We start from the raw sequence: 13,039 nt of genomic DNA, 5'->3' as shown, positions 1-13,039 counted from the left end.
AAATGTGTCTTCCTGCACGGAGTCTTGCTGAGCAGACGCCCCGTCATTACCGTCCAGCCAAGCGCTTCGACACTGCGCACCTGCATCCGGCGAGCCCGGTCCCACCACCAGACCGGGGGCCGTGACAGATGCATCGCCGCCCTTGGAGGGACACATGAGATGGCAAACCCTTGAATCCATCAGCAGCAGGTCGGCCCGGTTCGGTCGGCCGGCCCTGATCGCCGCCGTGATCGCCGGGTTCCTGAGCTTCGCGACTCCGGCGCAGGCCCAGGTGTACTCCACCTGCGACCAGTGGGGTCAGTACACCCAGGGCACCTGGACGGTCTACAACGACGTCTGGGGCCAGAACCACGGCCCGCAGTGCCTGACCGTGAACAGCATCAAGTCGTGGTACGTCGATGCCAACCACTCCGGCGGCGGGGTCAAGTCCTACCCGAACACCGGGGTCCGGCCCCAGACGCCGCTGTCGCAGTTGAACTCGGCGGGCTTCTGGTACAACACCTCGTCGGCTCCCGTCGCCGGCGGTGACTGGTGGGACTGGACGGGCGACCTCTGGTCGACCGGCAACCAGGACGAGATCATGGTCTTCACCAGCTGGTCCGGCACGGCGGCCGGCGGCTGGGGAACGCGGATCGCGTCCAACGTGACCATCGGTGGCGTCCTGTACGCCTCGGTCTGGCGGGCCGATCCCGGCTGGAACGTCCTGCAGCTCATCCCCGCCCAGCAGAGCAGCACCGGTACCGTCGACGCCTCGGCGGTCTGGCGCTGGGCCGCGTCGCAGAACCTCCTGCGCAACACCACCTTCGACACCATGCAGTTCGGCATCGAGATCACCTCGACCGGTGGCGTGCAGAAGCGGTACTCCCTGAACGCCTACAGCGCCTGGTGGAGCAACACCTCCGGCGGCGGATCAACCGTCTAGCGGCTGTCCCGCAACTGCCGGCCGCAGGCGTTCGGACCCGCCTGTCGTCGGAACCGGGTCCGGACGTCGGGGCCTCCGGATGGCGGCAGGGCACGGCTGAGAGACCGGTCGACGCCAGGAGGCCGAACGGTCCCGCACCGACTGACGTAGATCTCGGACGGCACGTACGTGGTGGTGCTGCGCCAGTCCATCGCCAGGACGGACCCCGGCGCGGTCTACAGCTGACCGGCCGCGGCTCCTCGGGCGACGCGGGTCGCACGGACTACCAGCTCAGCGGCACCGAGAAGATCCCGCTGGTGCACAACACCCTGCTGTGCGACCGGTTCCTGCTGGTCGACGGCAAGCTCAAACCCGTCCTCGAGGTGCGCTTCAAGCGCAGCAGGCACGCCACCAACCCCGAGTCGGCCAAGGACAGCCTGGGCACCGAGGACACGGAGGGCCGCCCGTTCCACGAGCCGACCCAGGAGCTGCCCTTCGTCCGGAACCTGACCCGGGGCCGCTTCGCCGCCGTGCTCGTACCGACCGCGATCAGCAACGTGCAGCGCTGGCAGCTCCGCAGCGGCCAGCGGCCAACTACGGCGAGTGGTGGGCACGATGGGCGGCAATCAGGTCGCGATACCAGGCGTACGAGGCCCTCGGAGTGCGCCGCTGCGTCTCGAAGTCGACGTGAACGAGACCGAACCTCTGACGGAACAGCCCCTCGGCCCATTCGAAGTTGTCGAGGAGGGACCAGGTGTAGTAGCCGCGGATGTCGATGCCCTCGGCGGTGGCGGCGGCGAGGGCATCGAGGTGGGTGGCGAGGTAGTCGATGCGGGGCTGGTCGGGGGTGGTTGCCTCGGTGACGGAGCAGCCGTTCTCGGTGATGGTGATGGGTGGGAGGGCCTTGCCGTAGGTGTCGCGGAGGGAGAGGAGGAGGCGGGTGAGGGCTTCGGGGACGACGGGCCAGCCGAAGGCGGTGTGGGGGACGTCGGGGATGGCGACCAGGTCGAAGGGCAGGCCAGGCTGCGTGGGGGCGGCGACGCGGGTGGGGTTGTAGAAGTTGAGGCCGAGGCCGTCGAGGCCGGGGGCGTGGATGAGGTCGAGGTCGCCGTCGCGCACGGCGCCGTAGATGTCGTCGGGGACGCCGAGGGCGGCGAGGTCGGGGTAGCGGCCGAGCAGGAGGGGGTCGGTGAACAGGCGGTTGTGGAGGGCGTCGTAGGCAGCGGCGGCGGCCACGTCCTCGGCGGAGTCTGAGGCCGGCTCGACCAGGGTGAGGTTGTTGGAGAGCATCACCTCCAGGCCGCGGTCGTGGAGCAGGGATGCCGCCAGCCCGTGGGCGAGGAGCTGATGGTGGGCGGCCGGGAGGGCCTGGAACATCAGGGTGCGGCCGGGGGCGTGGATGCCCAGGGCGTAACCGAACACGGTGTGGACGAAGGGCTCGTTGAGGGTGATCCAGGCGGGTACACGGTCGCCCAACCGGTCGGCGACCACGGCGGCGTAGTCGGCGAAGCGGTGCGCGGTGTCGCGGTTCAGCCAGCCGCCCTCGTCCTCCAGGGCCTGCGGGAGGTCCCAGTGGAAGAGGGTGGGCAGCGGGGTGACGCCCGTCTCCAGCAGGGCGTCGACGAGGCGGTCATAGAAGGCGAAACCGGCGGGGTTGACCGCACCGGATCCGGTGGGCAGGACGCGGGGCCAGGCGACGGAGAAGCGGTAACCGTCCAGCCCGAGGCCGCGCATCAGCGCGATGTCCTCGGCGTACCGGTGGTAGTGGTCGCAGGCCACCGCCCCGGTGTGCCCGTCCCGCACGGCGCCGGGGCGAGCACAGAAGGTGTCCCAGACGGACGGGCCCCGCCCGTCCTCGGCCACCGCCCCCTCGACCTGGTACGCGGCTGTGGCAACACCCCAGCGGAAGCCCGCCGGCAGGTCGAGACGGTCCGGCATGGCAGCCTCCAGACAGAAACATGAGGAGCACTCATGTTAGCGACTTCATGCCGACGCGCCAGAGGCCACGCTCTCAGGCCAGGAGGGCTGTCCCGTCCCCTCCTCAAGCGAGCAGAACCAAGGAAGCCCCGCAGCGGCGGGTCCTCCCGCTGCGGAGGCGCACGAGCCCGAGGGGCTTACTTCCGCTCCGCAAGTTAGTCGTCGGCACGAGCCCGGGACAAGGTCTGATTCCCGGGCGAAGCACGCCCGTCATTTCTGCGACACCTGCCGCAACATGCGGCCATGGCGCGGCAACGCCCGCTCTCAGTAGGCAAGTTGGTGATTGACATCTGGCTGCGGCGTTCAGCACGATGAGCGCCGAGCCCACTCGCAGCGAACCGGAAGGAGGGGCCGTGCACACCGCCGATCGCCCTGTTCCGTGCCCGGTTCCCGCTCGCTGCCGGTGTTGTCGCCGCGCGCTCGCGCACTGACCACTCGCTGGAACTCCTCTTCACGCACCCCTCGGCCGGAAGTCCGCCGTGCCGCCGGGTTCCGTCGTGCTCCGTCGCACCATCATCACGCAAGCGCAGTCGAAGGGAACCGTCATGACCCCTGCCCTGACCGAACTCCGCCTCACCCCCGCCGCCGGCCGGATCGGTGCCGTCGTGCACGACGTACGCCTCGGGGGCGACCTGCCCGCCGGGACCGTCGCCGCCCTCGAAGCCGCCCTCTACGAGCACAAGGTGCTCTTTTTCCGTGGCCAGCAGCACCTCGACGACGCCGGGCACGAGGCCTTCGCCCGTCTGCTGGGCCACCCGGTCGGGCACCCTACCGTCCCCAGCGCGGACGGCCGCTACATCTTCGAGCTGGACGCGACGAAGGGCGTGCGCGCCAACAACTGGCACACCGACGTCACGTTCGTCCCGAACTACCCCAAGGCGTCGATCCTGCGCGCCCTGGAACTTCCGACGGCCGGCGGCAGCACGGTCTGGGCCAACACGGCCGCGGCCTACCAGGACCTGCCCGCGCCGTTGAAGGCCCTCGCCGATGGCCTGCGCGCCGTCCACACCAACGACTACGACTACGCCGCGAGCCTGGCCCTGCGGCCTGAGCTGGCCGACAACGCCGAGGTGGCGAGGCTGTTCCGCGAGGTGTTCGTCTCCACCGCGTTCAAGACCGAGCACCCGGTCGTGCGGGTGCACCCGGTGACGGGCGAGCGCACGCTCCTGCTCGGCGCCTTCGCCCAGAGCATCCGGGGCGTCTCCGGCGCCGACAGCCGGGCCCTGATCGGCATCTTCCAGCGGTACGTCGAGCGGCTGGAGAACACCGTCCGCTGGGACTGGCAGGTCGGCGACGTCGCGATCTGGGACAACCGCGCCACCCAGCACTACGCCGTCGCCGACTACGGGGACGACCCGCGCCTGGTCCGCCGGATCACCCTGGACGGGGACCTGCCGGTGGGCGTGGACGGCACCCCCAGCCGCCTGCTGGAGCCTGCCGACCCGCCGCGGGTGGCCGGGCTGGTCCCCGCCGAGGAGCTCGAAACCGCCTGATCCGCGCCGACGGGACCGATGACCATGACGACCATGACGACCATGACGGCCGGAGCCCTTCCCCGTGCCGGGGACGACCGCCGGGACGCCAACGCCGCCGCCGTCCTGCGCACGGTGCTCGACCACGGGCCGGTCGCCCGCAGCCGGGTCGCCGCGCTCACCGGGCTCAGCGCCTCCGCGGTGTCCCGGCAGGTGGTGGACCTCATGGGAGTCGGACTCCTGCGCGAGCACCCGGAGCTGTCGGGCACCGGCACCCTCGGCCGCCCGCAGCTCCCGGTGGACGTCGACACCGACCGCCTCGCAGTGGCCGGTCTGCACATCGGCCTGCCCTACACCACCTTCGCCCTGCTCGACCTGCGCGGCCGGGTGCTGTACCGGCAGGAGATCTCCCACCGTGGTCACACCGGATTCGCCGTCCTGAGGCCGCTGCTGGCGCGCCTGCCCCGGCTGATCGCCGCCCGGCGCGGCGGGCGGACGGTGGTCGGGCTGGGCGCGGTGACGGGCGGCGCGGTTGACCCGGCGCGCGGAATGACGGTCCATCACGATCCCTTGAAATGGCGGGACGTGCCCCTGCGCGACCTGCTCCGGGAGGCCACCGGGCTCCCCGTCCAGGTCGACAACCACGCCCGGGCGCTCGCCCGGGCCGAAATCCTGTTCGGCCATCCGGCGGCCCGCCGGAGCGTGGTGCAGCTGTTCGTCGGCCACGTGGTGGACGCGGCGCTGGCGGTCGCGGGTGCGGTCCACCTCGGACCGCCGTCCCCGACCGGCGACGTCGGCCACCTGCCGGTCCCGGACAGCGACGAACCATGCCACTGCGGCCGGCGCGGCTGTCTCGCGGTGGCCGCCTCGGACACGACGCTGTTCGCGGCGGCCGCCCGGGAGGGGATCACCGCCGGGCCGGACCGGGCCGGGCTGATCGCCGCCGTCCGGGAGGGCGACCGGCGGGCGGACCGGCTGGTCCGCGAGCGCGCCCGGGTGATCGGGCGCGCGCTCGCCCTGCTCGCCGACGTCGTCAACCCCGACCTGCTCGTCCTCACCGAGACCTTCGCCCTCCTCGACCCGGTCTACCTGGACGTCGTCCGCAGCGAGTTCGCCCTCTGCTCGCACCTGCACCGGGACGCCGACCTGCTGATCGCCCAGCAGCGCGGGGCCGACGCCCTCGCCGTGGCGGCCGGCGCGGCCGTCCTCGGCGAGCTGTACGCCCGCCCCTACCGCACCCTCGCCTGAACAGGGCCGACACCGAAACCGCCCCGACCGAAGGACCCCGTCCGATGACCGCGTTCACCACACCACCCGCCCACGGCGTGACCCGCCGCGCCCTGCTGCGCGGCGGCCTCGCCGGAGCCGGCCTGCTGGCGCTGGCGGCCTGCCGGTCGGCCGCCGACACGGCCGCCTCCTCCGCCGCCGGCGGGTCAGCCGGACCGCGCAGGGGCGGCGTCCTCACCGTCGGCACCGGGATCGACTTCACCCCCGGCCTGCTCTTCGCCCAGAGCGCCAACACCCTCGTGCAGCGCCTCGTCTTCAACACCCTGACCAGGTACGACGACCAGCTCCGCCCGCAGCCCGAGCTCGCCACCTCCTGGCAGGTCGCCCCGGACGGCAGGAGCGTCACGCTCAAGCTGCGCGAGGGCGTGCACTTCCACGGCGGGCGCCGGTTCACCGCCGACGACGTCGTGTTCGCCGTCAAGAACCTCCAGAACCCGGCCCGCTCCGCCCAGTTGCGCGCCACCGCCGCCGCCGTCACCGACTTCCGCAAGAACGGCGACTTCGAGCTGACCCTGGTCCTGGCCCACCCGGTCAGCAACCTCTTCGACCTCTTCGAGTTCATGATCATCCCGGACTCGGCCACCGTCGAGGACGCCGTCGCCGGCACCCGTCTGATCGGCACCGGCCCGTTCACCTTCACCGAGCGCCGGCCGGGCTCCTCGATCAGCTTCGCCCGCAACCCGGACTACTGGAGCCCGGGCCGCCCCCACCTCGACGGCGTCGAGATCCGGGTCGTCCCGCAGGCCGAGTCCCTCCTGTCCTCCCTGCGCACCGGGCAGACCCACCTCTCGTACAACGTCCGCGGCAAGGACGTCGCCACCCTCAGGAACGATCCGCTGTTCCGGATCAAGCAGTACGACACCGGCGCCGGCGCCTACTACATCGGCGCGAACCTCACCGCCGAGCACGTCGGGGACAAGCGCGTCCGCCAGGCCATCGCCTGGGCGATCGACCGCGACCGCTTCCTCCAGCAGGCACTCGGCGGCTACGGCACCATCTCCTCCACCCCCTGGCCGAAGTCCTCCCCCGCCTACCGCGAGGCCGACGCCACCCGCTACCACCACGACCCCGACCGGGCCCGCGCCCTGCTCAACGAGGCCGGGGTCGGCCCCATCACCCTCCCGTTCGCCCACTCCGCCGACCCCGGCGCCACCGCCATCGCGCAGATCCTGCAGTACGACCTTCAGCAGGTCGGCATCCAGACCGTGCTGCAGCCCACCGACTCGCCGACGATGCAGAAGCAGCTCATCTCGCAGTCCATGCCCGCGCTGTGGACGCTCAGCCACGGCTTCGCCCAACTCCAGCCCGCCACGCTTGCGGTGAGCGCCTACCCGTTCAACGAGGCCAAGAACAGCTCCCACTTCAGCTCCCCCGCCTACACGGACGTGGTGCAGAAGGCCTGGAACCGCCCCGACAGCGACAGCGCCGAGGCCAAGGCCCTCCACCAGCAGATCACCGAAATCCTGCTGGACGAGTCCTTCGTGATCGACCTGGCCATCGCCGGCCTGATCGAGGTCGCCGGCAGCAAGGTCCGCGGCGCGGACCTCAACAAGTTCGGCTACCTCAACCTCGACGACGCCTTCCTCACCACCTGACGGAGTCCGACCGTGCGCACCTTCCTCCTCAAACGGCTCCCCAGCGGGCTGCTCGTCCTCCTCCTCGCCTCCTTCCTGGTCTTCCTCATCCTGCGGCTGATCCCCGGCGATCCGGCCACCACCCTGGCCGGCCCGGACGCCACCCCGGCCACAGTCGACGCCATCCGCGCCCAACTCGGGCTGAACCAGCCACTGTTCAGCCAGTACGCGCACTGGCTCGGTCACCTGCTGACCGGGGACCTCGGGCCCAGCTACGCGATCGGCGGCCAGGTCTCCGACCTGATCGGCAACGGCCTCGCCGCCACCGTCCAACTCACGCTCGGCGCCCTGCTGCTGGTCGTCCTCCTCGCCCTGCCGCTGGCCGTCCTCGGCACCACCACCAGGCACCGCGCGGTCGCCGCGACCGTCCAGGCTGTCACCACGGCCGTCCTCGCCGTGCCGCCGTTCGTCACCGGCCTCCTCCTCGTCCTCCTCTTTGCCGTCACCCTCGGCCTGCTCCCGGCCGGCGGGCACGAGTCCCTGCTCGACGCCCCCGACCTGGCCGTCCAGTACCTGCTGATGCCCGCCCTCTGCCTGGCTCTGCCCAGCGCCGCCGTCCTCGCCCACTACCTGAAGAACGGCATCGACCGGGCCCTCGGCGAGGACTACGTGCGCACCGCGACCGCCCTCGGCGTCTCGCGCCGGCGCATCCTGTGGCAGCACGCGCTGCCCAACGCCCTGCCGCCCGCCGTCACCGTGCTCGGCCTCCAGATCGGCCAACTCATCGCCGGGGCGGTCCTGGTGGAGCGGATCTTCGCCTGGCCCGGTCTCGGCCAGCTGATCGAACAGGGCGTGCTGCGGCGGGACTACCCCGTCGTCCAGGACCTCCTGCTGCTCGTCGTCGCCGCCTACGTCACCGTCCAACTGCTCACCGACCTCGCGTACGCCTGGCTCGACCCACGAGTCCGGTGGGAGTGACCCGATGACCACCGCCACTGCCCCTTCTCGCTCCGGCGCCCGCTCCCGGAACCGGTATCTGACAGGCCTGTTGACCTGGCGCGGCCTCGCCGGCCTCGCCCTGGTCGGCGTCGTCGCCCTCGCCGGACTGCTCGCTCCGCTGCTCAGCGGCACCGACCCCAACGCACAGGGCCCCCTCGCCCTCGCCGGGCCCGGCCCCGAACACCCCTTCGGCACCGACGACCTGGGGCGCGACCTGTTCGCCCGGGTGCTCCGTGGCATCGGCACCGACCTCTCGATCATCCTGCTCGCCGTCCCGGCCGGGGCCCTGCTCGGCTGCGCTTGCGCCCTGCTGGCCGCAAGCTCCCGGTGGGCCGACCTCGCCGTCCAGCGGGTCTTCGACCTGCTGCTCTCCTTCCCCGGCCTGATCCTCGGGCTCGCCGTCACCGCCGTGCTCGGGCCCGGCCGCTGGACCGTCGCACTCGTCATCGCGATCGCCGAAGTCCCCTACTTCGGACGACAGTTGCGCGGCGGAATCCTCGTCCAGCAGGAACGCGAGTACGCGGTGGCCGCCCGGGTCGGCGGCGCCACCCGGGGCAGGGTCCTGCTGCGGCACGTCCTGCCCAACGCCGTTGACCCGCTGATCGTCCAGACCGCCGTGGCGCTCTCCGTCGGCGTCTTCGTCGAGGGCGCGCTGAGCTTCCTCGGCCTGGGCGTCCGGCCGCCGGAACCCACCCTCGGCAGCATCCTCAGCCAGTCCGTCGACTACCTCGCCACCGACCCCTCCTTCGCCGCCGGCCCGCTGGCGGCCACCACCGCACTGGTGCTCGGCTTCACCCTGGTCGCCGAGGCCCTGAACCGGGGGATCCGCCGATGACCGCCGCCCTGCACGTACGCGACCTCACCGTGGAGTTCGAGGGGGCGAAGGAAGCCGCGGTCGACGGCGCCGGCTTCGACCTCGCCCCCGGCGACACCCTCGGCATCGTCGGCGAGTCCGGCTCCGGCAAGTCCACCACCGCGCTCGCCCTGCTGCGCATGCTCCCGTCCGGCGGCCGGATCACCGGCGGCTCGGTCGAACTGCTCGGCCAGGACCTCGCCGAGCTCCCCGAGGACGGGCTCCGGGCCCTGCGGGGCCGGCGCATCGCGATGATCTTCCAGGACCCGATGTCCTCGCTCAACCCGGTCCTCACGATCGGCAAGCAGCTGGACGAGGCGCTGCGCGCCCACAGCACTCTCGCACGCGCCGAACGCCGTTCTCGCGCCGTCCAGTTGCTCGACCTCGTCGGCATCCCGGACGCGGCCGGGCGGCTGCGCGACCATCCGCACCGGTTCTCCGGCGGGCAGCGCCAGCGCATCATGATCGCCCTCGCGCTCGCCCACGACGCGGAGGTGCTCGTCGCCGACGAGCCCACCACCGCGCTCGACCCGACCGTCCAGCAGCAGATCCTGCGTCTGCTCACCCGGATCAACCGGGAGAACGGCATCGCCCTCGTCGTCATCAGCCACGACCTCGGCGTCATCGCCCGGACCTGCCGCCGCCTCCTCGTCATGAGCGAGGGCCGGATCGTCGAGCAGGGCGAGACCGCCGACATCATCGAAGCGCCCCAACACCCCTACACCCAGGCCCTGCTGGCCGCCGTCCCCCGACTGGAGACCCCGTCCGCCGCCGCCACCAACAGCACCCCCGGCGCCCAACCCCTGCTCTCCGTCACCGGGTTGCGCAAGACCTACGGCTCGCGACGTCGGACCGTCACCGCCCTCGACGGCGTCGACCTCGCCCTGCACCCCGGTGAAACCCTCGGCCTGGTCGGCGAATCCGGCTCCGGGAAGTCCACGCTCGCCAAGGCCCTCGTCCAGGTGCACGCACCCTCCGAGGGCAGCATCCGCTTTCGCGGCGAGGAGCTCGGCCGGACGCCGCGCCGGGAGATCCAGATGGTCTTCCAGGACCCGTACTCCTCGCTCAACCCCCGGATGAGCGTGGGCCAGATCATCGCCGAACCGCTGATCAACCACCGCATCGGCGACCGCGCCCAGCGCACCGCCCGGGTCGCCGAACTGCTACGCCAGGTCGGCCTCGACCCGGCGACGGCCGACCGGTACCCGCGCGCCTTCTCCGGCGGCCAGCGCCAACGCATCGGCATCGCCCGCGCGCTGGCGCCCGAACCGAGCGTGCTCATCTGCGACGAACCGGTCTCCGCCCTCGACGTCTCGATCCAGGCCCAGGTCATCGACCTGCTCACCCGGCTACAGCGCGAACTGGGCCTGGCCGTCCTCTTCATCGCCCACGACCTCGCCGTCGTGCGCCGGGTCAGCCACCGGATCGCCGTGATGCACCGCGGCCGGATCGTCGAGACCGGCCCCGCTGACCGCGTCGTCACCGCCCCCGAACACCCCTACACGGCCGAACTCCTGGCCGCCGTCCCGCGCCTCGACGCGGTCCGACCCAGCTCGCGACCCACCATCCGGAGCACCGCATGACCAGCCCCACCGCCACCCCCGACGACCCGCACCACCGCGACCCGTACGCCGGCTTCCCCGGCACCGTCGGCCGCACCTTCGCCGAGTCCACGCCCGCCTGGCCCAGCAGGGTCCGCCCGCGCGAGGGCGCGCCCAACATCGTCGTCGTGCTCATCGACGACATGGGCTACAGCGACATCGGCCCGTTCGGCGCCGAGATCCCCACCCCCACCCTCGACCGGCTCGCGGCCACCGGCGTCCGGCTCGCCAACTACCACACCATGCCGCTCTGCTCGCCCGCCCGCGCGGCCCTGCTGACCGGCCTCAATCCGCACCGCGTCGGCTACTCCTTCGTCGCCAACGCCGACCCCGGCTTCCCCGGCTACGGCATGGAGGTCGCCGGGGACATCCCCACCCTCGCCGAACTCCTCCACGACAACGGCTACGCCACCTACGCCGTCGGCAAGTGGCACCTCACCCGCGACTCCGCCTCCAGCGCCGCCGACAACCGCGCCAACTGGCCGCTGCAGAAGGGCTTCGACCAGTACTACGGCGTCCTGGAGGGCCTCACCAGCCTCTTCCACCCGCACCAACTCGTCCGCGACAACAGCCCGCTGGACATCGACGAGTTCCCGGACGGCTACTACTACACCGACGACATCACCGACCAGGCCATCGCCATGGTCAAGTCCCTGCGCGCCCACGACGCCGACAAGCCGTTCTTCCTCTACCTCGCCCACAACGCCGTCCACGGCCCGCTCCAGGCCAAGCCCGAGGACCTCGCCCGCCACCGGGGCCGCTACGACGGCGGCTGGGACGAACTGCGCACCTCCCGCTTCGCCCGCCAGCTCGCCGCCGGCCACTTCCCGCCCGGCACCGAACTGCCCGACCGCAACTCCGAGGCCGGGTACGAGGTCGGCCCCTGGGACGAACTCACCCCGGTCCAGCAGAAGTTGTACGCCCGCTACATGGAGGTGTACGCGGCGATGGTCGACAACGTCGACCAGAACCTCGGCCGCCTCACCGACACCCTCGCCGCCCTCGGCGAACTCGACAACACCATCATCCTGTTCACCTCCGACAACGGCGGCACCGGCGAGGGCGGCGCCGAGGGCACCCGCAGCTACTTCAGCCGCTTCGTCCACCACCCCCGCCTCCCCGACGACTGGAACCCGGACGTCGAGCGCGAGATCGGCCTGATCGGCGGGCCGCAGAGCCTCGTCCACTACCCGCGCGGCTGGGGCATGGCCTCCAACACCCCGTTCCGCCTCTACAAGGGCCAGACGTACGCGGGCGGCGTGCGCGTCCCGTTCGTCCTGTCCTGGCCCGCCGGCCTCCCGCGCTCCGAGGGCGACAGCGGCGTCCGGGCCCAGTACCAGTACGTCACGGACATCCTGCCGACCCTGCTCGAACTCGCAGGCGTGGAAAGGCCGTCGTCACGCCGCGGCGAGCCCGTCCAGGGCCTGGACGGCGTCAGCTTCACCCCTGTCCTGCGCTCCGCCGGAGCGGAAAGCACCCACGCCGAGCAGTACTGCGAGATGACCGGCAACCGCAGCTACTACCGCGACGGCTGGAAGCTGGTCACCCTGCACCGCCCCGGCGCCCCGTACGACGACAGCGAGTGGGCGCTGTACGACCTGCGTGCCGACCCGACTGAGATCCACGACGTCGCCGACCAACACCAGGAACTGGTCGCGGAGTTGTCCGCAGCCTGGGAGGCGGCCGCCTGGCGCAACGGCGTCTTCCCACTCGCCGACGGCAGCGGGGCCCTCGCCCTGCGCGGCCCGGAGGCCGAACGCCTGCGCCGCCCGGTCATTCTCCTTCCCGGCACCCCCGAGCTCGAACGCTACCGCTCGTCCCGGCTGATCGCCTTCCGCTCCTTCACTATCGAGACCGCCCTCGACCACCACGCCGAGGGCGACCAGGGCGTGCTGGTCTCGCACGGCGACCAGGGCGGCGGCTACAGCCTCTACATCGAGGACGGCCGACTGCACTTCGCCTACAACCAGTACGGCGAACTGTTCGAGACGGAGGCGGGCGCGGTCCCGGCGGGCACCCGTCTGATCACCGTCGAGGCGGCGGCCGTCGCGGACCTCAAGTGGGAGTTCCGGCTCACCGTCGACGGAAGGGAGGCGGGCCGACTGGGCCCTGTCCACCAGCTGATCGGCATGGCCCCGTTCCAGGGCATCAGCGTGGGCATCGACCGCAAGTCCCCGGTGTCCTGGCCCGTCCACGAACGCCACCGCTCCTTCCGCTACACCGGCGGCCTCCGCTGCGTCACCTACATCCCCGGCGACCCCGCCCCCTACGACCCGGAGACCGTCGCCCAGGCCCTGACGGAGGCGGCCGCGGCCTTCGAATGAGCGTCTCTTCGAGACCACCGGCGGCCCGGATCGGAATGGTGTCTTGCGGGA

Annotated in this window: 9 protein-coding genes; 8 read left to right on the top strand and 1 reads right to left on the bottom strand. The window is 71.8% G+C overall.

Features of this window, described 5'->3' with window-relative positions; translation table 11 throughout:
- Window positions 1-154: 154 nt before the first annotated feature.
- On the top strand, window positions 155-922 hold the full coding sequence (locus ACIRVF_RS28055) for a hypothetical protein (RefSeq protein WP_402823475.1): 768 nt from the start codon (window positions 155-157) through the stop codon (window positions 920-922).
- Window positions 923-1,495: 573 nt separating this feature from the next.
- Here ACIRVF_RS28055 and ACIRVF_RS28050 read toward each other — a convergent pair.
- Window positions 1,496-2,839, bottom strand: coding sequence for a GH1 family beta-glucosidase (locus ACIRVF_RS28050; RefSeq protein ID WP_402823472.1), 1,344 nt, complete (start codon window positions 2,837-2,839; stop codon window positions 1,496-1,498).
- A gap of 584 nt (window positions 2,840-3,423) precedes the next feature.
- On the opposite strand from ACIRVF_RS28050, the gene ACIRVF_RS28045 reads away from it, so the two are divergent.
- The 7 genes from ACIRVF_RS28045 to ACIRVF_RS28015 are packed head-to-tail and all read left to right on the top strand — an operon-like array spanning window position 3,424 to window position 12,988.
- A complete protein-coding gene (locus ACIRVF_RS28045) occupies window positions 3,424-4,371 on the top strand; it encodes a TauD/TfdA dioxygenase family protein (RefSeq protein WP_402823469.1) in 948 nt (315 codons plus the stop codon).
- A gap of 33 nt (window positions 4,372-4,404) precedes the next feature.
- Window positions 4,405-5,598, top strand: coding sequence for an ROK family protein (locus ACIRVF_RS28040; protein ID WP_402823466.1), 1,194 nt, complete (start codon window positions 4,405-4,407; stop codon window positions 5,596-5,598).
- A gap of 44 nt (window positions 5,599-5,642) precedes the next feature.
- Window positions 5,643-7,232 (top strand): ABC transporter substrate-binding protein, encoded by a 1,590-nt coding sequence (locus tag ACIRVF_RS28035; protein ID WP_402823463.1) that lies wholly within the window; start codon window positions 5,643-5,645, stop codon window positions 7,230-7,232.
- A gap of 12 nt (window positions 7,233-7,244) precedes the next feature.
- Window positions 7,245-8,189 (top strand): ABC transporter permease, encoded by a 945-nt coding sequence (locus tag ACIRVF_RS28030; protein WP_402823460.1) that lies wholly within the window; start codon window positions 7,245-7,247, stop codon window positions 8,187-8,189.
- Between the two features lie 4 nt (window positions 8,190-8,193).
- Window positions 8,194-9,045, top strand: a complete 852-nt coding sequence (locus ACIRVF_RS28025; RefSeq protein WP_402823457.1) for an ABC transporter permease — start codon at window positions 8,194-8,196, stop codon at window positions 9,043-9,045.
- A complete protein-coding gene (locus ACIRVF_RS28020; RefSeq protein WP_402823455.1) occupies window positions 9,042-10,646 on the top strand; it encodes an ABC transporter ATP-binding protein in 1,605 nt (534 codons plus the stop codon). Before ACIRVF_RS28025 ends, ACIRVF_RS28020 begins: the two co-directional genes overlap by 4 nt.
- The gene (locus ACIRVF_RS28015; RefSeq protein WP_402823452.1) at window positions 10,643-12,988 is read left to right on the top strand and encodes a sulfatase-like hydrolase/transferase; all 2,346 of its coding nucleotides are present in this window, start codon (window positions 10,643-10,645) and stop codon (window positions 12,986-12,988) included. Before ACIRVF_RS28020 ends, ACIRVF_RS28015 begins: the two co-directional genes overlap by 4 nt.
- Window positions 12,989-13,039 lie beyond the last annotated feature (51 nt).

The sequence above is a fragment of the Kitasatospora sp. NPDC101157 genome (genome assembly GCF_044768255.1).
Lineage (GTDB): Bacteria > Actinomycetota > Actinomycetes > Streptomycetales > Streptomycetaceae > Kitasatospora.
This window is presented reverse-complemented; position numbering and strand designations above follow the sequence as displayed.